Here is a 24,608-nt window from a genome sequence, read left to right as displayed (position 1 = left end):
TGCTGTTCTGTTCTTGATTGGCACGTTTCTTCCAATAGCTGAACAAATACTTGTTTGGAGGAGACATCATGAAATTGAGGATCGTATTTTTTACCTGTCTGTTGAGCCTGTGCTTTGCCGCGAGTGCTTTTGCAATATCTACCATTCCCCCTCAAATTGGGCCCCCTCAAGTGACGATGGATTTTACCAATGGAGAGTGGAATGGTTTTATAATGAATGGAATGCCCCCTGGAAATATCGCAAGCAAAGGGGCTGAAAAAGGGATCAGTTTCTCTGGAGATTGGTTTATAAATGCATCAATCGGTGCAATGGGGTTGAGCTCTGCAAGCGGTGCGTCTTCAATCTCATTTGATAAAGATGCTACCATCGTATTTATGGGAACGACTGGTGTTAATAATGGACAGGTCATGTTCTCCATGGCTTCCGATATTGTTGAAGGCAGGGATTACGTTTTTGCCGATGGATTCGGTGGAGAATGGTCCAATGATCCGTTGGAGATTGATTACGATAACGACACGGTGACCTTCGGCTTCGCTAACGTTGAAGAATTTTCATTTGCCATGCTGGGTGGTGCCGGACAGTTCCTTCCCATTGAGTCGTTGACTGTGATGGCTGAAGTCCTTCCCAATATGGCCCTTTCAAATCAGATGATTTCGACAATTGGCTACAATCCGACGCCGATTCCTGGCAGCGTGCTGCTTCTGCTTTCCGGTCTGGCCGGTATGGTTGGCATTCGTCGCCTTACCGCAGCATAGGGCCTTTCTCTGACGAGTATTGAGGGCAAGGCTGTACATCTTTTTGCGATGTGCAGCCTTGTCTAATTACTTTTTATAGGATGTGAAAAAACGGCTTCTCCATGCAGATGATTCGACTCTCCGGTTACCTCGTTGCGTTTGTTGTTTGGATCGCAGTGTTCTGGTCTGATTTTGGTGTTCTAATTAATGAATGGGACCAACCAGACTATTCCCATTGTTATCTCGTTCTCCCCATCGTCGCGTATCTCCTGTGGAGCGAACGAAGCAAAATTGCTCGTGCCATGGGAGGGGGAATCTCACTCGGTGTCGTCTGTCTTGTTTTTTCATTTGCTGCTTTCTATGTAGGCCGTCTCGGGTCCTTGAAATTTTTTGTTTATGTCTCCATGTGGAGTTCCTTGTGCGGCTTGGGACTGCTTGCACTGGGCAATCGATCTGCTCGGGCTATGTGGATGCCGATTCTGATCGGGTTGTTTGCGATTCCCTTCCCACCGTTCATCACCCGACTGGTGAGCCTTAAGCTCAGGCTCGTCTCCTCTGTTATTTCCGAAAAAATGTTGAAGGTCGTTGGCGTGCCAGTCTACAGGGACGGCAACGTCATCGATTTGGGCGCAATCCAACTCCAGGTAGTGGATGCCTGTAGTGGGTTGCGCTACCTTTGGCCCTCGATCTTGATGGCCTTGCTGATCGGATGGTTTTTTCTTTCCAAGCCCATGAGGCGGTTGTTTCTTGTCCTGATCGCAATTCCAGTCACTATTTTTTCCAACGCATTCAGAATTGCACTGACCGGTGTCCTCTCCAAATATATTGATCCCTCTTTGGCCGAAGGCTTCTTTCACGATTTTTCCGGTTGGCTGGTGTATGTATTCTCCCTCCTCATCATGGGAGCCTGTGCCTACTTCATGCGTTCTGAAGCCCCTGCTGAGATGATTCCTGAGCCGACTCCGCCAGCAAAAAATGTATCGTGGGAGCCCGGCATACTGGGCTGCTGCGTCCTCGGAATAATGCTGCTTGGACAGATGTTTTATTTTACCATGGAGAAACGTCCAGAACGAAAGGACTTTACCTCATTCCCCATGCAGATCGGAGAATGGGATGGACAGCGGGAATATCTTTCCAAACCTGTGCTGAAAAGCCTTGGTGCCGATGACTACGTCAACGTCGTGTATCGCAATAATGAAACCGGTGATGTCGTGTACCTGCTCGTGTCCTGGTATGATCATCAGACAACCAGCCACGCGGCCCACGCGCCGACTTCCTGCCTTGTGGGCGGCGGATGGGGCATCATGTCCAAGACTCAGTTGCCGGCTGTCGCCGGGGAAGGGCGCTCTTTCCCCGTGGCTCAGATGATCATGGATCGAAACGGACAGAAAATGATCTCCAATTTCTGGCTCCTCCAGCGCGGAAAGATCGTAGTCAATGAGTGGTGGAATAAATGGCATCTCCTGAAGGATGCCGTGGTTCTCAAACGTACTGATGGTGCCCTTGTGAGGATTGAGATGCCTGTCCGCCAAGGCGAAAGCGTGCTGGAATCACAGCAACTCCTTGATGCGTTTGCCAGTCGTTTGCAGCAGACTTTGGCAGGCTATCTGCCTGTAGAATACAACCGTCAATCCATGTGAGGTAGGCATGTATAAAGAGCAAGTATACGTGACGACCAACGTGGCCCTTGTCCTTGATGGGTTGGTCGTTATTCTTGCCGGATACGGGGCATATTACATCCGATGGCTTGTCGGTGATTATGGTTGGTCAATGGAAGACGGCCTCTTCATCTCCATTGTTCTCTCGTTGATGTTCATCAACTGCTTTGTCATGGGGCAGCTCGGGTTTTATACTGCGAGCTTCAATCCGCCTTTCAAGACAGCTTTTACAAGGGTCTCCCTTGCCGTTGCCGTTGATTTCTCCTTGCTGACTCTTGGTCTGTTCTTCGTGAAACAGGAAGGGTTGTCCCGTATTTTTATAGGCAGTTACGTGGTTATCGTCTTTGTTGGAGCCATGTTTATTCGCTTCCTGTTTTATCACTTTTTCAGGAAAGACGTAGATGCATATAACCTGCGGAGGATTCTCCTCGTGGGTGATGAAGAGCGTATCGAGTCGCTCAAGGCTGCCTTTGAGAAACAGAAGAGCTGGGGCCACACCCTCGTAGGGTGGCTCTCGGTTGGCGAGCCCGCATTAGTCGATGGTGTTAAATATATGGGCTCCGCCGCAATGTTCGCCAACATTGCCGTTGATGAGAATATTGACGAAGTGGTGTTTGCGGTTCCCTCCGGCGTCCCGTTCGATTTTGCGGCCAATCTGGAAATTTGCAAGAAGATGGGACTGACCTGCCGAATTGTTCCCTCCATGTTCACCCCGGGCGAACGGCGTTGGGGAATCCGGGTGGATAGTATCGATATTATCCCCGCCCTCAGCATCTACGGCACGACAATTAGCGCAACAGGGCTCTTTTACAAAAGGGTGTTGGACATCGTCGGCGGTACGATCGGGTTCCTGATGTTCTGTCTGATGTACGTTCCCATCGCCATTGCCATTCGCATTGAGTCTCCCGGACCGATCCTGTTTAGCCAGGTTCGTGTTGGACAGAACAACCGGAAGTTCAAACTCTATAAATTTCGCTCCATGTTCATCGATGCAGAGGAGCGAAAGAAGGAACTCATGGCCCAGAACGAGATGGAGGGCCATATGTTCAAGATGAAGAACGACCCCCGTGTGACTAAAGTCGGGCGGTTCCTTCGCAAGACATCGCTGGATGAGTTCCCTCAGTTCATCAATGTCGTCAGAGGCGAGATGAGCCTTGTTGGCACCCGTCCGCCGACTGTCGATGAAGTGCGACATTACAAGAAAAGCGAGCGTCGGCGCGTATCCATGAAGCCGGGCATTACCGGCTTGTGGCAGGTCTCGGGGCGTAATGCGATTTCGGATTTCGGCGATGTTGTTCGGCTGGATCTGGAATACATTGATGGTTGGCGGTTCATGCGAGACCTCGAAATTTTGTTCAAGACCGTATGGGTCATCCTCAGAAAAGATGGTGCCTCATGATTTTGCCTTTTTGGGAGTAGGTATGCTGAAGAACGTACTTTGTTGTTTGTGTCTGTGCCTTGTTTTGGGTGCATGTGGTTCTTCCGAGGAGAAGAGCGTCGATTACTATAACAAGGCCCTTGCCTACTATGAGAGCGGCGACGTCGCCGAGGCAAAGATTGAAGCCAAGAATGCGGTGAAGCTTGACCCAAAGAATGCGAAGGCCTTCTTGCTGCTCGGCAATTGCGCCGTGAAGGAGCAGAATTGGCGAAATGCATTCGGGGCTTACGGGCAGGCTGTCGAGTTGGATCCGAAACTCTACGAGGCCCAGATGGGCCTTGGCAGAATCTATCTGCTTTCCCGTCAGTATGAGAAGGCCGAAGAAATCGCCTCCCTCGTACTGGAAGCTGAACCGGGGAATACCGATGCGCATCTGCTTCGTGCTGGCGTCCTGCTTCAGATTAAAGATTATGAAGGTGCACAGCGCATCCTGCAGGCTATACTTGTAGAGAATCCTGATAATACCGATGCCGCACTGGGACTCGTCACTTCTTACGAGAAGATGGGCAATATGAAACAGGCTCTGAAAGAAATGGAGACCGCCATCGGCAGGAATCCTAAGAGCCTGACGTTGCTTTTTAAGGCCGCCTCCATGGCGGAGACTGCGGAAGACTACGCAACAGCAGAGCAATATTACAATAGTCTGCTGCACTATGCAGAAACCAAAGCGCCCGTGCAGCTTATGATTGCCCGTTTGTATGAGAAAAGCGGACAGACCGATAAAGCTGAGAAAACCATTCAAAAGCTTGTTCAGGGGGACCCGGAAAATCTTGATTACCCTCTGAATCTGGCTGCGTTCTATCTGCGGAAAAAAGACTATGGAAAGAGTCTTGCCGTAACAAAAGAGATTCTTGCGAAAGATCCTGAAAATGTTCGAGTTAAGATGGCTCAGGTGGATATCCTCCTCGCACAGAAGGAAATCGAAACCGCCAAGGCAGAGCTTGAGACGATCATCTCCGAGCACCCGGACCATCCTCTTGTTTCCACTGCACAGTCCAAGCTGGGTGCAATGTTGCTCAGAGAGAAGAAATATGACGAGGCGCTGGCTGCACTGGATAGCGCCATTATGGGGAATGCTTCTCCGGAATATTACTACCTTCGTGCCCGTATCCGTCTTGAAATGAAGGACATCGAAGGTGCCATCGCCGACTTGCGCATCGTTCGCAAGGAGTTGCCGGATCACTATGAAGCGAGGGATTTGCTGGCCCGTGCCTACCTGGCTCAGGACAAGGGCTTGATGGCAGTTGAAGAACTGCACGACATCCTTGATCAGAATGCAAATTACTCTCCCTCCCGCAACCTGCTGGTGAAATACTATGCCCGTTACGGACAGTGGGAACTTGCTGAGCAAGAGCTTGCCAAACTCCTTGAACAGACCCCTGATTCTGCGCCGCTCCTTATCGCCATGGGTGATGTTAAGCGGATGCGTGGTCAGGACAAGACCGCTGAATTATATTACAGCAAGGCGCTTGATGTTTCCGAAGAGAAAGGGCCTGCGCAGTTGCGTCTCGGTATGATGGCCGAGGCCCAGAAAAAGTTTGATAAAGCCATTGGCTACTATGATGACGTGCTCTTCAAACATCCCAAGTCTGCCGCGGCCATTGAGCGCAAGTTCTTTGCCTTGAACGCTGCCGGAAAGAAGAAAGAACTGAAAGTGTTCAAGTCAGAACTGGAGCGGGATATGCCGGAGAATCCGGTCCTGCACGATATGTATGGTCGTCTGGCTCTTTCCCAGAAGAATCTTGATGAGGCTGAAAAACAGTTCCGGACAGCGCGTTCGTTGGCACCGGAATGGGGTGTCCCCTATCAGCGTTTGATTGGTATCTATCTGGCTTCCAATCAGCAGGAGAAGGTTATTGAGGAGTGCAGGGTCGCTCTTGATAAGAATCCGGACTCTCTTTATGAGCGGTTTCTGCTCGGACAAATCTATCAAGTCCGTGGTGATGAATCCAAAGCACAGGAAGCTTATGAAGCTGTCCTTGAAGTGAATCCCAAGTTCTCTCCGGCTGCCAACAACCTGGCCTACTTGTATGCGGAGAACCATAACGATCAGGCCACCCTTGAAAAGGCTCTCGAACTGGCCAAGATCGCAGCCGCAAAAGGAAGCCCGGAAGCTCTTGATACGTTGGGCTGGCTCTACCACCTCCTTGGCAACAGAGAGCAGTCCATTGAGACGCTCCACAAGGCGTATGATGAGATGCCTCAGAATAAGACCATCGCCTACCACTTGGCGAGCGTTTTGGCCAAATGGGCCTACACTTCTGAAGCTCGTCGCATCGTCCATGCAGCCTTGGCTGACGGTGGGGATTTCCCGGAAAAGGATGCAATGGAAAAGCTGCTTAAAGAGTTGTAGGTAATATCCTGGATCAGAAAATGGAGAGCCCGCTGCCGTACGGCAGTGGGCTTTTTCTGTCTTGTATGCATAGGGACGTATGAGCCGTATATCGGGTTTATGAATATTTCAGATCTGATTTAGCCCGAAAGAGGTCTTTGGGGTGGGTCCATATTTTTCGGAATAATGAAATAAGTCACGAGCTGATGGGTGTAAGTGCTTAAATTAGCATGAATAATGTCTATGGCACGTTTTTTTCATAACGTTTGTGTGAATATTATTGTTTAAACCGTAGAAAATAGGGGTGCCTCATGGCTCTGAGCATTGGAAAACCCGCTGCTGGTACTAATCGTATTGAATACAACGTCGAGTCTGCAGAAGAACTGCAGTTCGATTTTAATTTCGCCGATGCCGATATCACAGTGAATGGTCAGAATATCGAGATCGTCATTGATGGCCAAACCATCGTGTTGGCAAATTTCTTCGATTCCGACGGTGCAACCGGCATTGAATCTATCGGAACCGAGGAGGGCACCCTTTCCGTAGATGGCTTCATACAGGCGATCATGAACGCCGATCAAAATCCGCAGGATGAAACCGCAGCTGATGCTCAGGCGGGGCAGAGAAGTGTCTCTGGATTACCTTTTGCGGGGGATCCTGATCTTAATGATGGGTTGGATTCTTTAGGCGGAAATCGCGATAATAATCCGCAGCAGCAACCTCCCCAGACCCCACGAGATAGTGATACCCCACTTCTCAATCCTGTTGAACAGCCTGCCACTGGTGGTGGCGGTTCGACTGGACCGGATCCGGTTCCCGGTGAGCTTATCAATTTCGAGAGCGCAGGCTTTTGGCCAAGCTTCACAATTGCGTGGGAGCAAGGGAGTGGAGGTGATGACCCTACCGGCGCATACAAGATGATCTCGAGGATGGGGCGAAATTACGAGACTTATCTGGGGGGAGACGGTGAGGATACATTGGCTCTCAGTGACTCTGCCAGAGGTGATGCTCTGTTCCTCACTGATGACTCGAGTAATGATTCCGATGCCCCCATGCTGCATAGCATTGAAGTTATTGATGCCGGTGCTGGGCATGATCTCGTCAATCTGAGCAGCACGACCGAGAGCTATGGAGATGTCACGATTTATGGACGTGACGGGAATGATGCGTTGTGGGCAAATGCCGGAGACGACACTTTGGATGGCGGCTCTGGAAATGATGTTTTGGTCGGTGGGGCCGGTAATGACCTGCTCGTAGGCGGCGATGGTAATGATCTTCTCTATGGTGGAAGTGGCAACGACGTCATCTACGGCAATGATGGAAACGACCGTGTGCTCATGGGCGATGGCAACAATACTATTTTACTCGGCATCGGCGACGACATCGTAACCGTGGCCAACGGTTACCACAATGAAGTGACGCTGGGCGAAGGTGCCGATACCGTCTATGTCAATAAATCCAGTCTTTCTGATGGCGCCTATGACAGCCTGGTCTCCATCTTCGATTTCAATCCCGCTGAAGATGAGCTCAATCTTGATGGCCTGAGTATTTTGGATGTCCATCAAGTGGGCGGCGATTCCGCTATCCTGGTCGGTGATGCAGTGGATCACGACAATACTTGGGTGCTTCTCCAGGGCGTTGATAATTCCGAACTGTCGGGTGTACTTAGTCATATCCCTGATGCCGATGCGTATCCTGGTCCTGAAGTTGCTGATTATGTGCAGCAGCACTTGGACGAGACGAACTCCATCTAGCCAATCGATTATTTCTTACGGAGAAGATCAGTGAAAAAAGTTCTGATAATCTTGTGTCTGACAATGCTCCTCGGCCTTTCCGGGGTTGCGCATGCAGCGGTGTTTACCTTTGAATCTGAAGCTGGTCGGTATTATCGTCCGGGTGAGACGTTTACCCTTGAAGTTGACGGCATGCAGGCTTCGTTTACCGACTTTGAAGGTGTAGATGATGAGATCAATCTCATAGAATACCCGTCCATGGAATATGGTAAAATTACCTTTGAAACTGGGCCTGTAGTCCTTGATCCGTTCGATGTAGCGTGGGGACACATTAACCGTTACGGTGTCTGGTACGGGGACGATACTGATCCTACTTGGGTGACTGCTTTTGATGAGATTCTTGCTGGCGTAACCTCCATCAAGTTGGAGGGAATCTTTGGAATTAACAGCGTGACAGCCAATCCGACGCCGATCCCGTCTGCCTTGTTGCTGCTTGGGAGCGGTTTGGTCGGACTTGTTGGCCTTCGTCGCCGGATGAACCAATAAGCATATAAATTGTTGAATAGAAAAGGTCCCCCAAAATTGGGGGGCCTTTTCTTGTGAGAAGTGGAGAGAGATGATGGTTGAGCGTGAAATGTTGGAATTTGTCGTGGATGTAGCCCGGGCCGCAGGAGCCCGGATCATGCCGATTTATACGTCGGATTTTGAAGTGGAGTGGAAGGAGGATGAAAGTCCTTTGACCGCGGCCGATAAAGCCTCGCATGAGTATATCGTCGAGAAGTTGGAAAAGCGCTTTCCTCATATCCCGGTGTTGTCAGAGGAGTCCGTCAGCATTCCTTGGGAAGAGCGTCGAAAGTGGAAGGAATACTGGCTGATCGATCCGCTGGACGGCACCAAGGAGTTCATCAAGAAGAACGGCGAGTTTACGGTGAATATCGCGCTGATTCGCCAGAATGTGTCTGCCCTTGGGGTTGTGTATTCTCCTGAATATGACGTGTGCTGGTTCGCAGCGGAAGGTAAGGGGGCATTCCGTCAGGAGGGAGTTGACCGGGCGGTTCGCATCAAATCATCGTGTCCGGACAATCTGGACGCCCTCGCCATCGTGGGGAGTCGATCCCATCAAAGCGAGGCGGTGTCTGCATTTCTCGAGTTTCTGACAAACCCGGAACTGCTCCCCATGGGGAGTTCCCTGAAGATATGTGCTGTGGCTGAAGGCAAGGCAGATATTTATCCCAGACTGGGGCTTACCAGCGAATGGGACACGGCCGCCGCTCATTGTGTCGTGACAGAATCCGGCGGCTACCTGCTGGACGAGCATGGCGTGCCGTTGATCTATAATTCCAAGGAGAGCCTTCTGAATCCGCACTTCATCGTGCTCGGCGGGGCCAACGGCAGATGGCGTGAAGAAGTTATTCATGCCTTCCGTAAGGCAAATGAGTTGACGGCCTGATGTAGTTGTTGCCTGGATGTAAGACAGAGATTGATGATATCTGGTGGGGCGAGAAAAAGCTGAATTTGCTGACGGTGCGTGATGCCTCTTGGTGTGTCGTTATGGAGTTTTCGTGATTGAAAGAATGGTTGTGCGCAGGGAGGCGCTGGCCCAGTGCGGTCTGTTGGATAGTTCTGATTGTCGCGCCTTGTTCGTGACGGCGCAGGCAGGGCAGGGGAAAACCGTGCTGGTGTCCCAGTTCGAAGAAATGTCCAGCCGCTACTTTGTCTGGACGACCTGTACAGAAGCGGATCTTGATCCCTACGGTTTTTTCGAAAAAATCGTCTGGCAGCTCGACAGTGCCATCCCGACCTTCAATGGCGCTGAGGTCCTTGCTCCACTGCAGCAGATGTTGCTGCCTAACGAGTTCGTGGAAATGGCTGCCGAGCGACTCGCTGTGGAGTTGGCGTTATCCAACCTCCAACTGACGCTGGTGTTCGATGATGCGCACCTGCTTCAGGAGTCAGAGCTCTGTGTCCAGCTGCTGTGGCAGATTGTGGCCCAAAGCCCTCCTTCGGTGAAATCCACCATTGTTTCGCGTTATTCACTTCGGCCTTCAATCGAGGGTGATCTGCAGTCCGGGCAGTACCTTGAAGTAGATGCTTCCATCCTCGCATTCAGTCGTGAGGAAATTGCCGAGCTGTATAATGAAGTGTTGGAAGTGCCCACCGGAACTGAGCGTATCAACAACTTGCTGAAGGCCACTGAAGGGTGGGTGGCCGGGCTGATGCTCCTTCACAAGAACAGCGGGCTCGAACGACTTGTCGGGGTTGATAAGGATGCCGATCTTGGTGATTTCTTCCATGATCTTGTTTGCTCGGGAATGCAGCCTGAAGACAGAGCGGTGCTGTTCCTCCTGTCTTTGCTGACAGAGATTCCCCACGGTCTCCTTGCGAAGTTGGGCGAAGAAAGGATTGCCCACCATCTGGATGACATGGTGTCCAGAAATCTCTTCCTTCGTGTAAAAATGGAGGGTGGGGAAGCGGTGTATCGTTTTCACCATCTTCTGCAGGAGAGCTTTGCTGCAAGGGCCAAGGAAGAGATCGCTGAAGTCAGACGCGCGGAATTTCTTAAATCTGCCGGATTGTTTTTTGTGGAGCGGGGACGTTTGGACGAGGGGGTACGTTGTCTGAGCGCGGCCGAGGCATGGAGCGATGTTGAAGATGTCATGCGCCGCTCCTGCATCAAGCTGTTTGTACAGAACCATCACTTCACCATCATAAAACTTCTGGGCGGGGTGCCGGAGTCAGTTAAGGCTCGCTCCGCATGGCTGACTTTTTGCTACGCAGGCGCGCTCATGGGACAGAATCCAGGCGAAGCTCAGATGGGGTTGCTGCGCTCTTTGGACATGTTTACCAAGGCAAACAATGAAGTCGGAGAGTTATTCGCCCTGTGCTCATTGCTCAATTTTCAGATTCTGATTGACGGCAATTTTGGTCGCAAGGCTCGTTATGTCATCCGGGGTGTCGAACTCTTTGACAAGGTGCAGGGCCAGATGTCTGCCGAAGAAGTCCTGTTCACTGCACAAGCGTTGACCTTGGGCAAGGTCTACTATCAAAGCGAACTGGATGAGGCGCGTCGGTTCCTCGGTGTTGCTCAAAGTGCGCAGCGGCGAATGGCAGACAAGGTCGAGCCGTGGCTCGTCATCTCCGAGGCCTTGATCTGGGGTATGATGGGGAATCTTGATCGTTCGTTTGATATTCTTGATCAGCTGTATTCCGAGATCAGCTCGCCTTGGTTCGGGCCTACCCTTCGATTTTCCATCCTGCTCGTCAGAATGAATTATCTGGAGATGAAAGGCGATGCCGCTAATTTCCATGCGGTCAAACGAGAGATTGAGCAGGAATGTCCTGATCTGATGGAGCAGTCGTATCTCGCACCGTTTTCCATCATCTGGGAGCTGGATTTGCTGGTCAAGGATGGGCGTTATGAAGACGCTCTGGAGTTGGCCCGGGAGAGCCTCAAAAAACCGCCATTACAGAATCCACATCTGAAATGTCAGGTCATTTACTATTATGTTCTGGCTTCTGCCTTCTTGGGGAATGTGGATGAGGTTGAGCAGAATTACCGGGATGCATTGCGAATTCGCGCCAGCAGCGGCGGACCATTTTTTGTTCATCTGACACACTGCATGGTTGGCGCAGCCCTTTCTCTTGTCGGACAAAATGCCGTTGCAGAGCGAATATTTCGGAAATGCGAGAAATGGGAGCAGCGCTATACCCCGCCCTATCATGCTCCGCTAGTCTATTCCTACAGGGCAGCCATGTATTTGAGGCAGGGCGATGCAGAGGCTGCGAAAGCTGATGTTTTTCAGGTTCTCAAAAGGATGCGTCAATTCAAGAATAAGCACTTCTTTGCATGGTCGCCGGATATTATGGCTCCCCTGTTGGCCTTTGCGGTCAAGGAGGGGATCGAGCCGAGTTATGCGCGTCATCTTGCCAGAGAACAGCTTGGAATGAACTTCCTTGATGACGGAACGCAGATTCCATTGCTGCAGGTCAAGATCGTAGGCGGCCTTGAATTGGCAGTGGGCGAGGCGCGTATCGATTCAAGTGATCTGACATCTGCCTGGAGACGAGTCTTATCCCTGTTGGCGGTTGCCCCGAAGCAGACGTTGCCGAACGAGAAGATTCAACGTGCTTTATGGCCCGATGAAGAACCGGAAGACAGTCGTGGAAAATACGACACCATGCTCTCAAGGTTGCGCTCCAAACTCGCTTCCATTCTGGGCAAGGAAACCACCGGAAGGTACTTCCTGCTGAAAGGACAGCAGTTGCAATTGCAGCATTGTGTGGTGGACTGCAATCAGATTGTCAGTCTGGCTCGAGAGGGTGTCGCACTGGTGGAGAAGACGCAGGACTGGCAGGCGCATCACGTCTTTGTTCTCATGGCCCAATGTATCGGTCCCATGTTTGAGGACAGTGCTTCTGCATTGGCTCTTCCGCCGCAGATCGCTGATTCGGTGGCACGGGCATTGATCGTCTGGGTCGGGGTGCTTGAACGGGGTGCCAAGCTCGAATATGCCCTCAGGGTGGTGGACAGAGGCTTGAGTCTGATGCCCATAAACGACACCATGCAGCGGCAGCGCTACAATCTGCTTGCATCTCTCAATCGACCTGGCGAGGCGTCTCTCAGTCTGAAGCAATACCGATCCGCTTTGGAGAAGGAAGGCTTCAGCGCGGACGAGCTCTCACTGATCATCGACGGCATTCTGGCCTATTGATCCGTCCTCCCGTTCGGGGCAGGGATGTTGTACGGGATTTCCAGTGAAACCGTCGTGCCCGACAACTCAGATGAATCGCAGACAATGTCACCGCCGTGGAGGTTGGCGATGAGCTGTGCGGAGTATGCTCCTAGGCCAGTCCCGCCTTCTTTTCCATGGGTGGCGAATCGTTCGAATACTCGGTCGAGCATGCAGTCAGGAACCGCACCACGGTTGTGGATGGCGATGCCCCAGCCGTCTTCTTTGTCCTGAACGGTGACAGTGACGATACTGGAAGGCGGTGCAGCCTCAAGGGCGTTCTTGATCAGGTTGTTGCACATGGTGTGAATCAAGGTTTCCTCACCGGTCACGATGAATAACTCGCCAATGCGGTTGGCTATCTGCCAATCCAGCGAGACCCCCACCTTGCGGTCCTGCATGATGTTCTGGAGCCCTACGATTACATTTCTCAGCGTATCTTTGAGGCTGAACGGCGTGTTCTTGATCTGGTAGTTCTCGTCCTTCAGGTTCCCCAGCTCGTGCGTGAAACGGATAATGTCGAGGGCCTGCTTGCCTGCATTGTGGATCAGTTGCGTGATGGCGATCTGCTCGGAACTCAGGTTGTCGAAACTCTGCAGGATTTCCGAAAACCCGATGACGAGGCTGATCGGCGTGTTGATGTCATGACGCGCAAGGCTATCGGAAAGCATACGCTGCTTGTCCTGTTGTTTGCGGCTTGAGATATCTCTGGCCACTACAAGGGCGAAGTCTTCCTCGGCAATGGTGACTGGGCTGATGCTGACCTCCACATGCAGGAGCGTGTGATCCTTTTTGCGAAAGGCGGCCTCGTAGAACAGTGGTGCATCTTGTATGGAAGAGTTCTGCAAGGAATTCGTCAGAGGCAATTCTCTCAACTTGTCTATCTCAGAGATGTTAATCCCGGCCAGTTGTTCTGGAGTGTACTGAAGCGCACTGCTTGCAGCCCAGTTGGCGCCGATCATTTTTCCTGAAGAGTCAACGAGGAGAATGGGGTCAGTGATCAGGTCAAATGCCTTAAAGAGATTGTCCACGCCGTACTTGTCGACAATTTGATCTATGATTTCCTGCTTTTGCTGGTACGATGTGGTGGCTATATTCATGGCGAAATTCCTCTCGAGTATGTCGTGTCAGGCGTTATGTATCGCCCTGGCGAAAGGGCCAACGATTATATTCAATGCCTATCTTTCATTTATCTTACATTTTGTAACAACGTATCAGAAATCAATGAAAGGGGACACCTGTGTCTGCGTTTCTTGGAGTATGGCGATCGAGTGAGAGGGGAGCGTGTGTCTGGATTTATCGGAAAAAAGTACGACAAAAACAGAAGTGAAATATGGGCTCTTGTAAGGTGTTGAAATTGAGCTTCTTTTGAAGCGTGACTGTTTTGGTACGAATTTTTCATAAAGACGGGAAAATAAATTTTGGAGTTCTGTCTAATGCGTATTTACATTTTGAGCCTTCTTTTCCTTATGGTGATGCCCGCAGTGTCTGCCCACGCGACGACTTTTTATAATTTGAATAACTTTACGACATCGTCCGCGATAGCCCCGTTCATTGAGGAACACACATTGGGTGTGGCGGACTTTGGAACCTGGGAAGTGGCTCCTCTGTACAAAGAAGCCGGTCACGTCAATGAATACTGGTTTACCGGTGACAATACCCGGCTTTTCAGCAGTAATAATATCCCGAAGACTCTTGAGTACAAAGAAGTAAGCGGTCTTCACATGACAGGTTTCAAAGACACCAACCTTTACGGGAATACTTTTTTCAATTTGACTGACACAGACGGCAACGGAAATCCTTACGTCAGAATATTTGATGTTATTAAAGAGTTCAGTTTCGGCAGTAACACCATAGAGTTGGGATCCCTGCTGTTGGGGTTCAACGACTCCAATAATGGCGTCGACCTTGATTACGATGATTTTGTCATTGTTGCGCGTAAGACTTCTGCCACTCCGATCCCCGGTGCAGTCTGGCTCCTGGGCTCCGGTCTGGTCGGCCTTGTCGGTCTGCGTCGCCGCGCCAACGCCTAGCGCATACAGAATCCAGTCCAATACAAAGGCCCCCTCTCGATCGAGAGGGGGCCTTTGTATTGGTCGTTTGGAGAGTCCGAAGTCGATATCAACTCAACACGATCGAAGTTAGCCTCGCTCATAGGGCTTGGGCGCAGGAATTTCCGCACCGCACTTTTTGCAGGTCACGGCTTTCCCCCGCTGGATCAGCTTGATGAGTTGGCTGTGCTTGCATTTGCGACAGGTCCGCTTGAGGTCAAGAGCCGCCTGTAGTGATGCGTAAAATACCCACATGGAAGTATCCTTGGTGTGTTCTTGGGTGTGTTGAGTGTTATGTGCCGATAAAATTAATCTTCCTGAGAGTCCATTTGCTCTCTGAAGGCTTCGATCTGGCTCTCGAGGCCAATGATCTCATCCACGGGCAGGGCAAAGGCGATGCCTGTGCCGGGCTTGTGGAATTCTCCCGCTGTCTCGATGGCCTTCATTACCGGCTTCACGAGGTGTTCTTCAAGGAGCAGCATGACGATATCGGTCTGGTCCTCAAGGGTCAAACCAAAGAAGGTTTTTGCCTCGTGGATGCCGGTTCCGCGTGCCGAAATGATGGTGGCACCGGTCGCTCCTGCGGCCTTGGCGGCATCGACAACCGGGTCGGTCTTATGCGTCTTGACGGGCGCGAGTACGAGTTTAAACTTCATTGGTATTCTCCTTGGAAACCGGCTTTGCCGATAGTTTTCTTTGTGCCGCCCAATGGGTGAACTGAGCATAGCCCATGACGGTGATTATTGGAAAGAGGCTAGCGAAGGCAATGAGCCCGAATCCATCCAGGGCCGGATTGCGGCCGGGGACTGCCTCGGAAAGGCCCAGGCCGAGGGCCGCTACGAGCGGGACCGTGACGGTGGAGGTAGTCACGCCGCCGGAGTCGTAGGCAAGGGCGATAATCTTTTTGGGTGCCATGAATGTTTGCAAAACAACAATGACGTAACCCACCATGATGTACATGTAGAGCGGCGTTCCGGTAACGATCCGGTAAGCGCCGAGCGAGATGCCCACTGCAACACCGAGGGCCACCGTGAGACGCAGGCCCCACTGGCTGATGACGCCGCCCGATACTTCATTGGCCTTGATGGCCACGGCGAGAAGGGACGGCTCTGCAATGGTCGTTGAAAATCCAATCATGGCTGCGAAGAGGTATATCCAGCCGTACGCTGTCCAGTCGGTGGGAGCCACCAAAGAGGTGCCGCCGGTCAGGAAGGCGGGATCGGAGAGCTGCGCAGCCATGATTTTTCCGATGGGGAAGAGTGCCTTGTCCAGACCTATGAGGAACAGGGCCAGACCAAGCACGACATATATTCCACCAACGATCAGCCGTTTGAGGTGTGGGATGGGCTGTCGCAGGACGAATAGTTGAAAACAGGTGATAAGGGCCAGAATCGGCAGGATGTCCCTGAATGTTGCGAGCAGGACGCTGAAAAATTCCATGAATATCTGTGTCATAGTGCTGATCCCTGCTCGTTAGCTAAAAACAATCAAGCCGTATCCCATGACAAAGATCATGGGCAGAAGTGACGCAAACGCGATGAGCCCGAAGCCGTCCAGCAGCGGACTGCGGCCCTTGATGATGGAGGCCAGGCCAACGCCGAGGGCCGCCACAAGCGGGACCGTCACCGTGGAAGTGGTTACACCTCCAGCGTCGTATGCGATGCCGATGATCTCTTCCGGTGCCACCAGAGTCATGAGCATGACGATGACGTAGCCGCCAATAATTAGGTAGTGGACGGGCCATCCCTTAAGAATTCGAAGCACGCCGATGAGAATCGCCAGTCCCACGGAAACGGCGACGGACATGCGCAAGCCGAGCGCGTAACTGGAAAGAGAATCTGCTCCCGATGCGATGAGTCCGCCCTGCGATGCGATGCTGGCGGCTTCGGCAGAAACGGCGATCAATGCCGGTTCGGCCACGGTGGTGGAGAATCCGAGAGCGAACGCAAAGGTCAGCAGCCAGAACAGACTGCCTTTGCGAGCCAGCGCGTGTGCCATATTCTCGCCGATGGGAAACAGCCCCATCTCCAGCCCCTGAATGAACAGGGTGAGGCCCAGCACAACCAGCACACCACCAAAGACGACATCCCCGATATTGGGAAGCGGCTGTCTGAGAACGATGATCTGGAAGAACGCAATGACCAGAATGATCGGCAGCAGATCTTTGAACGAAGTCCATAACTTGATGGAAATGGACCGCAAAATGGCGGACGTTGGATTGGAACTCATGGGTATATGTACTTCTCGTCTCTCTGTCAGTTTCGGGGCTCAAGCTGATGCCTGAGTGTCTTGGAAAGAACATTTACTACAAGGCGTGTGCCAAGAAGGAGAGGAGCAGCCTGAGTAGATGTCTGTCGAATATCTTGCCGTGTTTTTATGTCGTTATTACAGCCTGTTATATTTGGGCTTGTTGTTTTGTTTTAGAAGGGAGCGGCCCTATTATATAGAAATATATGGCGGGGTGAAAAGTATCGAGGCTTGTGCTGTTCGTAAGCGCTTAACAGTATAACTGTCTTAAATCATGTAGTTATTTCGGTTGCGGGGCGTTTTTACCCGTCGGGGCGCTTTGTATCAGTGGGGTGGGATAGAACTGGGTAGTAACTAAACGAGCCTTAAAAAAGCCGCTTCCGGTGAGTTTCAATAGAGGAAACCAGAAGCGGCTGGGGTTGGCCTTGTCGAGAGGTTACGGGGTTCTTCTCTCCATCTCCTCCTTGTAATTCTTGAGCTTGTTAAGCTCCTTCTGGAAGTGAGGCCGGTGCCAGAGTGTGCCCTTTGCTCGACCGGAAGCAGCCGAAATAGCGAGGTCGACGCACTTGTAGGCATGCTGAAATTCCTTCTTGGGAGCGGTGTTTACCCAGTCCGAACCGTACTTGTTTTCGAGCTTCATGACCTGGCTTCGAGCGGTGTTGATGGTGCTTTGTGCAATTTGCTCAGAGGTCGGATAGGCATGGCTTATTGCAGAAAAGCCAAGAATTATAGTCAGGGTCAGAACAGCTATTAAACGCTTCATCATATCTCCTCATTGTTGGGAATAAGCCCAATTGCTTAATTGGTACACGTTTATCAGTCCTTTTTGAACTACTAACGCCCTTAACTAATCATTTGAAAGACCATTTTCCCATGACTCATTCCGCCAAATAGTTGTTCTTTTGCGCCAACTCTTGGATATCAAGGCGAGCGTTGCGATTTCGCCATAGAAAGAGCCGCTTCTGGTTGATTACCAGAAGCGGCCTTATGTATGCGGGAGCATGCTCAGGAGACAGTTAAAGCTGCCGGCAGTCCTGCTTCAAATTGATCTGTGCGACGTGGGTGGAAATGTCATGCTTTCGAAATTCGCTGATCAGGTTCGTAGCAATGTCACTCTTCAGGTTCCACGCTTCTGCCGGAGAGTCTGCCCAAGCGGCGATCCAGCATACCACGCTTTCTTTCTCCATGCTGCGAACCCAGAACTGCGGCGGCTCCTGGTCGTTGTGATGTTCGCTATTGGATGCCACATCTGTTGCTATTTCCTTTATCTGCTCAAGGTCTTCATCGTATGAAACCGAAAACTCAAGGTAGGCCCAGATAAGGCTGTCATTGAGGGTGAGGTTGATGAACTCCTTGTTGAGCATGCGGCTATTGGGAATGACGTATCGTTTCCAGTCCCATGTCTTGATTTTGGTGTGGGTGATGGAAATGTCTTCGACCGTTCCGTATTGCCCATCCATCATCAGGGTATCACCAACCCGAAGCTGTTTGGAGAAGCTGATGACGATGCCGGAGATCATGTTCTCAATGAGCGGGCGGGCAGCAATACCAACGACGGCTGTCGTAATGGCGATGATAATTGACAGCATCGTGCTCGGGATTTTTCCGACGAATGGAAGAACCAGGGCAAAGGACCACAGGACTAGTATGGCTATGGAGACGGCCCTTCTGATGATGGTGAAACGGGACCGTACACCCTGAATGACCTGCTTTTGTTCCTTATGCTCCTCTTTGTCGGAAAGGACATCCGTGGGCATGGCGGCCGTTGTTTCCGGATCCTTGATCAGGCGCTTGATACGTGAAACCCGCGCCTCCCGGAAAGAGGATATCCGCGTATGAATCCAGGCATACGCGAGCATTGCTATAAGTGTGATCCCTATCAGATAGGTGAACAGGTTGATATTTTCGAGCATCATTCTCCTTGTAAAGTTTTAACAATGGTCGGGGCCGCTGTCAGGATACGACATCCTCGTCCATGACGATCTCAGAAAACTTGTCCACCAGAGCTTCGGCTTTTGCCAGCGCCTCGAAGCAGGCAATATGCATGATGGCATCTCCCTTGTAGACCGTCGGCAGAGACTGGGCCCCGATCACGACCCCGTCCTTCGGGGCCTCCAGAATAGTTTGGTATGCTCCATATGGATCGAAAATCGTCCCCAGGGGCTCGCCCTTGCTTACCCTCTGGCCAACTTTTACCTTGGCTCTGAACAGCCCGCTGGCGTTGGCGCGACACCATGTACGGTCATGGGCAACCTGCATGGGCATTTTCCGTTTTCTCGATCCTTTCTTTCGTGTCAGCATGTTGAGGTGCTCCATGACGGAAGTCACGCCCCGGACGCCTGCGCGGATGGAGAACTCATCAAATCGCAACGCCTCTCCGGCTTCAAAAAGCAGGATGTTGATTCCAAGTTCTTCTGCCGCATATCGCAGCGTGCCCTCAGTGCCGGAAACCGTCAGCGCCAAGGGAGCACCGAACGCCTCAGCCATGCCCAACACGACTTCATCTTCCATGTTGCCGCGGAGGTGGGGGAGGTTGTGACGGTGATTGGACCCGGTATGCAGATCTATTCCGTACTGACAGCGTTCAACGACGTTTTCAAAAAGCACTTTGGCAAGCTCGGACGCGAGCGAACCGCCGGCTTTACCGGGAAAGAAGCGGTTGAGGTCCCGCCTGTCCGGCAGATACCTCGTGTTCGACGTAAACCCATAAATGTTCACCACAGGAACGGCATAGAGCGTGCCTGCGAGTGATTTCAGCCGTTTGAGGTTGATTAACCGTCTGACAACTTCAATACCATTGAGCTCATCCCCATGGATTGCGCCCGTGACGAAAATGCTTGGCCCTTCCCGCCTGCCATGCAGGACATGAACAGGCATCCCGGTCCCTTGTCGCAATGATGTGTCAGGGACCGGAAGGATGATGGTTTTTCGTTGGCCGGGAGCAACAGTGTGTCCGGCAATTTCAACAGAAGCTCTTGTCATGAGGCTTCCCTCGTAAGGGGGGGGGATTAACCCTTTCCCCGTGCTTTCGTCTTGCCGGGCTTGGCGTTCTTCTCAATGAAATCGATGATCTTCGCAGCGATGTTGATACCGGTCGCTTTTTCAATCCCTTCCAGGCCAGGAGAAGAGTTGACCTCCATGACCACGGGGCCGTGATTGGAACGAAGCAGGTCCACGCCACATACGTTCAAACCCATGATCTTGGCTGCGCGAACTGCGGTTGAACGTTCTTCGGGAGTGATTTTGACCGGTGCCGCCGTGCCGCCGCGATGGATGTTCGAGCGGAATTCGTCGTTGTTGGCAGTGCGCTTCATGGAAGCAATAACTTTGCCGCCGACAACGAAACAACGGATGTCTGAGCCCTTGGATTCCTTGATGTATTCCTGGACGAGAATGTTGGCCTTCATTCCCTGAAACGCCTGGATAACGCTTTCCGCAGCCTGACGGTTTTCAGTCAGCACGACGCCGATGCCCTGAGTGCCTTCAATGAGTTTGACGACCAAAGGCGCTCCGCCAACCATTTCGATCAAGTCATCCGTAAATTTGGTCGAGCTGGCAAAGCCTGTTACCGGCAGCCCAATGCCCTTGCGGGAGAGCAGCTGCAGGCTGCGAAGTTTGTCCCGGGAACGTGTGATCGCAATGGACTCGTTAACACTGTAAACTTCCATCATTTCAAACTGACGAACAACGGCAGTGCCGAAGAATGTGATGGATGCGCCGATGCGGGGGATAACCGCGTCCACGCCAGTCACTGGCTCGCCTTTGTAATGGATGCTTGGATTGTGGGAGGTGATGTTCATATAGCAGCGCAACGGGTTGATAACTTGAACATCGTGACCGGCTTCAAGGCCCGCTTCCACGAGCGCGTTGGTTGAGTAAAGGCTGCTTTTCCGAGAAAGAATGACAATTTTCATGTGACTATTCACCTGTGTGGTAGTGTTCGTAAATTTTGTTGCCGTATTTGCTTCCAGCCTGCATCGAGAGGTGCGGATCGACGATGAGTCTGCCCGTCATGGCATTTCTGCCAAGCAGCATTCGGAACTTCATGTGGTCCCGGTTGGTCAGGGTCAGCTCGATGGGCCATGTGCGACCAGCGATTTGAAGGGTGGTGCCGATTACAAAGCGTTTCTGACTTTGTCCTCCCGAGTTGGTCACTTTTCTGCGATCAATCAAAGGGGCTGTGCATGGGATGGAAACCTTATCATTTCCTTGAAGGGGATGTATGCTGAATGACACATACTCAACTCCGCCCTCGCTGTAGGGAGTAATGTCGAAAGCATGGATTGCCGATGTTTTCGCTCCCGTATCGATTTTCGCCTTGATTGCCGGAACGCATAGATCCGGCAGGCCTACCCATTCCCTCCAGCCAATGATCATCTTGGGTTCTTTGCTGCTTTTCATTGCACATCCTGTTTCATCTGGCGGGTGTTTCGCGATAATTTATCGCTAAACACTACCTATTAATGTCCATAGCATCAACAGGACAAACCCTTTGAATGGTAGATCTGGAAATAAGCCGACAAGTCTTAATTCGGTATTGTAGCAACTTCATCATTTGATTTTTGCATATATCGCTTACGCCAGTGTATAACAGCGCACGAGTCTTCCTTTCGGTCGATTTTATAATACAAGAGAGGTGGTAATCGGTGTTTTGATCTATTGGAAAAAAATGAAAGGAGGGGCAGTAATGGATAATTCTACATGGATAGGCTGGCTGGTACGAGTCCTCTTTTCCGTACTGGTACTGGGTGCGCTGATCATTTTCTTCAGATGGCTCAAAGGCAGCAAGGGAAGCTGGCAGGAGCTGTGGCAAGTGTTGAGTGGCGCCCTGAGGAAACAGGTCGTCAGCATTGTGATGATTGCTTCCGGGTGTCTGCTGATCACTCTGTTGATGCCGCTTGCCTCGCTGGATCCGGAGGTGGCCAACAATCTGCTCAGGTTAATGGGGACGGTCTGGGTTGTGGTTGCTGCCTGGGGAGTGACTTTGGCGTCAACCATTGCAGTCCGTGTGATTCAGTGGAAATACGATGTGAATGTTGCGGACAACCTCTTGGCTCGCCGCATGCACACCAGAATACGGGTTTTGCAACGGATCGTTGTGGTCATTGTCTGGATAGGAGCCACTGCAGGAATTCTAATGCAGTTTGACAGATTCCAGACTCTCGGTACCACGCTCATGGCTTCTGCTGGTATCATGAGCATCATTCTGGGCATATCGGCACAGAAAACCTTGGGGTCAATGATCGCAGGGGTGCAGATCGCCCTTTCTCACCCGATCAATCTTGACGATGTCGTCATCGTTGAGGGCGAATGGGGGCGGATAGAAGAAATCACCTATACCTATGTGGTGGTCAAGATATGGGACCAAAGACGTCTGATCGTGCCCGTGACGTACTTTTTGGATAACCCCTTTCAGAACTGGACGAAGAAAAGTGCCGATATAACAGGGAGCATCTTTCTCCATGTCGACTACGCAACCCCGCTCGACCCATTGCGTGATGAGGCTCGCCGTCTTTGCGAGGCTGCCGGGGCCTTGTGGGACGGCAAGACCTGTGTCCTTCAGGTAACGGAAGCAGGGGCAGAAGATATGACAATCAGGGTGCTTGCCGGTTCTCCTGATGCCTCAAGTGCGTGGGAATTACGTTGCAAAGTTCGGGAGGGGCTCATTGCTTTCATACAAAACAACTATCCGGACAGTCTGCCCAAGCGTCGTCTGGTGATGGCGAAGCAGGAGTAAGAGGGCGGGATTGTGTGCGGCCATGCATGAAGACAATACATGTCAGTTCGAAGTTTTTGTGTTAATCTGAAGTTCAACTGACATGATACATGCAACTCTGGAGCGCGCGATGAGAAAAATTGTCTTCATTGCAATGGCGTGGCTGTTCACAGTCTCCGCAGCTTGGTGCGATCCGCTGGTCTTTGTCGCTGAAGACGGCTTCCCACCATACAGCTACTACGAGCATGGCAGAGTACAGGGGATTGATGCGGAGGTTCTCCGTGAGGCCGGTTCGCGCGCCGGAGTGGATGTGAAGGTCGAGTTGGTGCCGTGGAAGCGCGTGTTGTTTATGGTGCAAAGCGGGCAGGTCGATGGTGCAATTGCCATGTTTCGAAATGAAGAACGGGAGAAAATATTTCACTTCTCCAAGAACCCCGTCCACGTTACCAATCTGGTGGCTTTCTTTCCAAAGGGAAGCAGCTTTCGTTACAGAACAATAGCTGATCTATATGATATGACGGCTTTTGTTATCGCCGGATACGCCATCAGTGCGGAGTTTGAAGAAGCCGTTAAGCAGGGGAAAATTCGCCGAGTTGAAGTAAACAATATTGCCGATGGCCTGAACAGGCTTCAAAAGCAGGAGAATAGCTGTTTTATCGGCAATCGTGTGTCCGTGTTTTATTATGCCCGCAGGCACGGAGTCGCTGACAAGATCGAGCCTGCAGTAGGTCCTCCTGTGAAGAAGCGAGGAGCCTACATGTCCGTATCCAAAGTCGAGTTCAACAACCCTGACCGGAAAGCGGAGTTCAAGAGATTGGATGCGGAACTTGGAAAGATGATACGGGATGGCACAACGACGCATATCACTGATAATTACACTAGGTAAGCTATCAATCTTCTGAAATGAGAGTGCTAAACCGGCAAGCCGTCATTCATGAAGGTATGCCGGTTTCTTGTTGCTTCGGTGATGGGAATTCGCTTGGAGCGATTGTTTGGTGTACTATTTCTTTCTTTTTCTTCTTTCCACAAAGTAAAACAGCAGGACTGAGCCCATCAAAATCAGGATGGTGAAAGTGACGAAATCCAAATGCGGAATACCGTCAGTGTCAGAGGCTCCGCCCTTGATCCAATGATCCACTGCTTTGTAGTATTCTGAATCTTTGTCCTTTTTCCATTTGATCAGGTAGCTGTCGATGGTGTTGAGGATTTCGCTCTTGCCCTTAGTGGCTGCGAACAGGATAGAAAACGGGTCGAATATGATTGGTGTCCTGATCACTTCATATCTTTTTTCAAGAGTGTAGCCTTTGACGTTGTTGAGGACTCCTGCCTCCACTTCGCCGGCTTCCACTGCTGTCATTATTTCATCGTAGGATTGTTTTTCAACGAATGTGCAGCTGATGCCGAATTCGGCACATTTCTTCTTGAAATTGATGCCGTTTATGCCCTCAAAGAGTATGGCGACCCTTTTCCCCCCGAGGTCGAGAAAGGTCTGAATTGATTCGTTTTCGTTAGCGTAGACCTGCCCCCACATCGTCAGCACTTTCTCTTTCGAAAAATCTAGGTCAGCTGCTCGCTTCTGCGTATAGGCAATGGATGGAATCAAATCGAGTTGGCCCCGAGTTGTGCGGCGCAGTATCTCTCCCCAGCTATCCAGAACGTATACCAACTCCCACTCTTCCGAAGCAGCGATTGCGTTAAGCAGATCGATGTACAACCCTTCCGGCGCACCCAGTTTGTCCTGAAAAATAATAGGGGCGTTTTGGAACACGCCTACCCGTATCTTTGCTGGCTCTCCACATGCGATTCCGCCGCAAAGAAGTACAAATGTCCATGCCATTAATACAATCAACAAAGTGGTACGTTGTGCTTTTCTCATTAAGACTGCCTGCTTCTTCATGGCTGAAAGAATCAATCAATGCGATCTTCGACTGCCAACTGTTCAATTTTCAGTGATGCCATATATCTTGCC

At 51.3% G+C, this 24,608-nt stretch carries 22 protein-coding genes; 11 read left to right on the top strand and 11 right to left on the bottom strand.

Going from position 1 to position 24,608, the window contains the following annotated elements:
• The first annotated feature begins 68 nt into the window (after positions 1–68).
• The 8 genes from HFN16_RS02420 (at position 69) to HFN16_RS02385 (ending at position 12,607) form a co-directional block, all read left to right on the top strand.
• Positions 69–755 carry a hypothetical protein gene (locus HFN16_RS02420; protein ID WP_168889185.1) on the top strand — a complete coding sequence of 229 codons (687 nt, stop codon included), beginning with the start codon at positions 69–71 and terminating at the stop codon, positions 753–755.
• A gap of 101 nt (positions 756–856) precedes the next feature.
• On the top strand, positions 857–2,374 hold the full coding sequence (gene xrtD / locus HFN16_RS02415; protein WP_168889184.1) for a VPLPA-CTERM-specific exosortase XrtD: 1,518 nt from the start codon (positions 857–859) through the stop codon (positions 2,372–2,374).
• Between the two features lie 7 nt (positions 2,375–2,381).
• Positions 2,382–3,791: a sugar transferase gene (locus HFN16_RS02410; RefSeq protein ID WP_168889183.1), complete on the top strand. Its 1,410-nt coding sequence runs from the start codon at positions 2,382–2,384 to the stop codon at positions 3,789–3,791.
• A 22-nt stretch (positions 3,792–3,813) separates the two neighbouring features.
• On the top strand, positions 3,814–6,183 hold the full coding sequence (locus HFN16_RS02405) for a tetratricopeptide repeat protein (protein ID WP_168889182.1): 2,370 nt from the start codon (positions 3,814–3,816) through the stop codon (positions 6,181–6,183).
• A 290-nt stretch (positions 6,184–6,473) separates the two neighbouring features.
• Complete coding sequence (locus tag HFN16_RS02400; RefSeq protein ID WP_168889181.1) at positions 6,474–7,916, top strand: calcium-binding protein; 1,443 nt, start codon at positions 6,474–6,476, stop codon at positions 7,914–7,916.
• A 30-nt stretch (positions 7,917–7,946) separates the two neighbouring features.
• The gene (locus HFN16_RS02395; RefSeq protein WP_168889180.1) at positions 7,947–8,441 is read left to right on the top strand and encodes a hypothetical protein; all 495 of its coding nucleotides are present in this window, start codon (positions 7,947–7,949) and stop codon (positions 8,439–8,441) included.
• A 136-nt stretch (positions 8,442–8,577) separates the two neighbouring features.
• Positions 8,578–9,345 carry a 3'(2'),5'-bisphosphate nucleotidase CysQ gene (gene cysQ, locus HFN16_RS02390; protein WP_247648417.1) on the top strand — a complete coding sequence of 256 codons (768 nt, stop codon included), beginning with the start codon at positions 8,578–8,580 and terminating at the stop codon, positions 9,343–9,345.
• A gap of 112 nt (positions 9,346–9,457) precedes the next feature.
• The gene (locus HFN16_RS02385; protein ID WP_168889178.1) at positions 9,458–12,607 is read left to right on the top strand and encodes a hypothetical protein; all 3,150 of its coding nucleotides are present in this window, start codon (positions 9,458–9,460) and stop codon (positions 12,605–12,607) included.
• On the opposite strand, the gene HFN16_RS02380 is transcribed toward HFN16_RS02385, so the two are convergent.
• Positions 12,601–13,725, bottom strand: a complete 1,125-nt coding sequence (locus HFN16_RS02380; protein WP_168889177.1) for a PAS domain-containing sensor histidine kinase — start codon at positions 13,723–13,725, stop codon at positions 12,601–12,603. The genes HFN16_RS02385 and HFN16_RS02380 overlap by 7 nt on opposite strands.
• A gap of 336 nt (positions 13,726–14,061) precedes the next feature.
• Here HFN16_RS02380 and HFN16_RS02375 point away from each other — a divergent pair, with 336 nt between their 5' ends.
• The gene (locus tag HFN16_RS02375) at positions 14,062–14,658 is read left to right on the top strand and encodes a VPLPA-CTERM sorting domain-containing protein (protein WP_168889176.1); all 597 of its coding nucleotides are present in this window, start codon (positions 14,062–14,064) and stop codon (positions 14,656–14,658) included.
• Between the two features lie 108 nt (positions 14,659–14,766).
• Here HFN16_RS02375 and HFN16_RS02370 read toward each other — a convergent pair whose 3' ends face one another.
• From HFN16_RS02370 to HFN16_RS02330, 9 genes are all read right to left on the bottom strand, one after another.
• Positions 14,767–14,931 carry a hypothetical protein gene (locus HFN16_RS02370; RefSeq protein ID WP_168889175.1) on the bottom strand — a complete coding sequence of 55 codons (165 nt, stop codon included), beginning with the start codon at positions 14,929–14,931 and terminating at the stop codon, positions 14,767–14,769.
• A 53-nt stretch (positions 14,932–14,984) separates the two neighbouring features.
• A complete protein-coding gene (locus HFN16_RS02365; protein WP_168889174.1) occupies positions 14,985–15,332 on the bottom strand; it encodes a P-II family nitrogen regulator in 348 nt (115 codons plus the stop codon).
• Complete coding sequence (locus HFN16_RS02360) at positions 15,322–16,131, bottom strand: DUF1538 domain-containing protein (RefSeq protein WP_168889173.1); 810 nt, start codon at positions 16,129–16,131, stop codon at positions 15,322–15,324. The genes HFN16_RS02365 and HFN16_RS02360 overlap by 11 nt, the downstream gene beginning before the upstream one ends.
• An 18-nt stretch (positions 16,132–16,149) precedes the next feature.
• A complete protein-coding gene (locus HFN16_RS02355) occupies positions 16,150–16,905 on the bottom strand; it encodes a DUF1538 domain-containing protein (RefSeq protein WP_168889172.1) in 756 nt (251 codons plus the stop codon).
• A 454-nt stretch (positions 16,906–17,359) separates the two neighbouring features.
• A complete protein-coding gene (locus HFN16_RS02350) occupies positions 17,360–17,689 on the bottom strand; it encodes a hypothetical protein (RefSeq protein WP_168889171.1) in 330 nt (109 codons plus the stop codon).
• Between the two features lie 250 nt (positions 17,690–17,939).
• Positions 17,940–18,839 carry a mechanosensitive ion channel domain-containing protein gene (locus HFN16_RS02345; protein ID WP_247648416.1) on the bottom strand — a complete coding sequence of 300 codons (900 nt, stop codon included), beginning with the start codon at positions 18,837–18,839 and terminating at the stop codon, positions 17,940–17,942.
• Between the two features lie 37 nt (positions 18,840–18,876).
• Positions 18,877–19,905 (bottom strand): succinylglutamate desuccinylase/aspartoacylase family protein, encoded by a 1,029-nt coding sequence (locus HFN16_RS02340; RefSeq protein WP_168889170.1) that lies wholly within the window; start codon positions 19,903–19,905, stop codon positions 18,877–18,879.
• 26 nt (positions 19,906–19,931) lie between these two features.
• Positions 19,932–20,837 (bottom strand): 30S ribosomal protein S6--L-glutamate ligase, encoded by a 906-nt coding sequence (gene rimK, locus HFN16_RS02335; protein ID WP_168889169.1) that lies wholly within the window; start codon positions 20,835–20,837, stop codon positions 19,932–19,934.
• Between the two features lie 4 nt (positions 20,838–20,841).
• Entirely contained in the window at positions 20,842–21,324 is a 483-nt protein-coding gene (locus HFN16_RS02330) for an ATP-dependent zinc protease (RefSeq protein ID WP_247648415.1), read from the bottom strand.
• A gap of 286 nt (positions 21,325–21,610) precedes the next feature.
• On the opposite strand from HFN16_RS02330, the gene HFN16_RS02325 reads away from it, so the two are divergent.
• Positions 21,611–22,660 carry a mechanosensitive ion channel domain-containing protein gene (locus tag HFN16_RS02325; protein ID WP_168889168.1) on the top strand — a complete coding sequence of 350 codons (1,050 nt, stop codon included), beginning with the start codon at positions 21,611–21,613 and terminating at the stop codon, positions 22,658–22,660.
• A 109-nt stretch (positions 22,661–22,769) separates the two neighbouring features.
• On the top strand, positions 22,770–23,525 hold the full coding sequence (locus HFN16_RS02320) for a transporter substrate-binding domain-containing protein (RefSeq protein WP_168889167.1): 756 nt from the start codon (positions 22,770–22,772) through the stop codon (positions 23,523–23,525).
• A gap of 114 nt (positions 23,526–23,639) precedes the next feature.
• On the opposite strand, the gene HFN16_RS02315 is transcribed toward HFN16_RS02320, so the two are convergent.
• Positions 23,640–24,515, bottom strand: a complete 876-nt coding sequence (locus HFN16_RS02315; RefSeq protein ID WP_168889166.1) for a transporter substrate-binding domain-containing protein — start codon at positions 24,513–24,515, stop codon at positions 23,640–23,642.
• Positions 24,516–24,608: the final 93 nt, after the last annotated feature.

Origin of the sequence: Pseudodesulfovibrio sp. zrk46 (assembly GCF_012516435.1) — a bacterium.
Taxonomy (GTDB): Bacteria; Desulfobacterota; Desulfovibrionia; order Desulfovibrionales; family Desulfovibrionaceae; genus Pseudodesulfovibrio.
The sequence above is the reverse complement of the archived record's forward strand: the minus strand, read 5'-3'. Positions and strand labels throughout refer to the sequence as shown.

Bases quoted from the DNA above. Each gene is read 5' to 3' on its own strand.
- HFN16_RS02365 (WP_168889174.1), bottom strand. From the start codon at position 15,332: ATGAAGTTTAAACTCGTACTCGCGCCCGTCAAGACGCATAAGACCGAC.
- HFN16_RS02360 (WP_168889173.1), bottom strand. From the start codon at position 16,131: ATGACACAGATATTCATGGAATTTTTCAGCGTCCTGCTCGCAACATTC.
- HFN16_RS02345 (WP_247648416.1), bottom strand. From the start codon at position 18,839: ATGATGCTCGAAAATATCAACCTGTTCACCTATCTGATAGGGATCACA.
- xrtD (WP_168889184.1), top strand. From the start codon at position 857: ATGCAGATGATTCGACTCTCCGGTTACCTCGTTGCGTTTGTTGTTTGG.
- HFN16_RS02330 (WP_247648415.1), bottom strand. From the start codon at position 21,324: ATGAAAAGCAGCAAAGAACCCAAGATGATCATTGGCTGGAGGGAATGG.
- rimK (WP_168889169.1), bottom strand. From the start codon at position 20,837: ATGAAAATTGTCATTCTTTCTCGGAAAAGCAGCCTTTACTCAACCAAC.
- HFN16_RS02320 (WP_168889167.1), top strand. From the start codon at position 22,770: ATGAGAAAAATTGTCTTCATTGCAATGGCGTGGCTGTTCACAGTCTCC.
- HFN16_RS02325 (WP_168889168.1), top strand. From the start codon at position 21,611: ATGGATAATTCTACATGGATAGGCTGGCTGGTACGAGTCCTCTTTTCC.
- HFN16_RS02375 (WP_168889176.1), top strand. From the start codon at position 14,062: ATGCGTATTTACATTTTGAGCCTTCTTTTCCTTATGGTGATGCCCGCA.
- HFN16_RS02340 (WP_168889170.1), bottom strand. From the start codon at position 19,905: ATGACAAGAGCTTCTGTTGAAATTGCCGGACACACTGTTGCTCCCGGC.
- HFN16_RS02350 (WP_168889171.1), bottom strand. From the start codon at position 17,689: ATGATGAAGCGTTTAATAGCTGTTCTGACCCTGACTATAATTCTTGGC.
- HFN16_RS02370 (WP_168889175.1), bottom strand. From the start codon at position 14,931: ATGTGGGTATTTTACGCATCACTACAGGCGGCTCTTGACCTCAAGCGG.
- HFN16_RS02355 (WP_168889172.1), bottom strand. From the start codon at position 16,905: ATGAGTTCCAATCCAACGTCCGCCATTTTGCGGTCCATTTCCATCAAG.
- HFN16_RS02410 (WP_168889183.1), top strand. From the start codon at position 2,382: ATGTATAAAGAGCAAGTATACGTGACGACCAACGTGGCCCTTGTCCTT.
- HFN16_RS02315 (WP_168889166.1), bottom strand. From the start codon at position 24,515: ATGAGAAAAGCACAACGTACCACTTTGTTGATTGTATTAATGGCATGG.
- HFN16_RS02405 (WP_168889182.1), top strand. From the start codon at position 3,814: ATGCTGAAGAACGTACTTTGTTGTTTGTGTCTGTGCCTTGTTTTGGGT.
- HFN16_RS02380 (WP_168889177.1), bottom strand. From the start codon at position 13,725: ATGAATATAGCCACCACATCGTACCAGCAAAAGCAGGAAATCATAGAT.
- HFN16_RS02420 (WP_168889185.1), top strand. From the start codon at position 69: ATGAAATTGAGGATCGTATTTTTTACCTGTCTGTTGAGCCTGTGCTTT.
- HFN16_RS02400 (WP_168889181.1), top strand. From the start codon at position 6,474: ATGGCTCTGAGCATTGGAAAACCCGCTGCTGGTACTAATCGTATTGAA.
- cysQ (WP_247648417.1), top strand. From the start codon at position 8,578: ATGCCGATTTATACGTCGGATTTTGAAGTGGAGTGGAAGGAGGATGAA.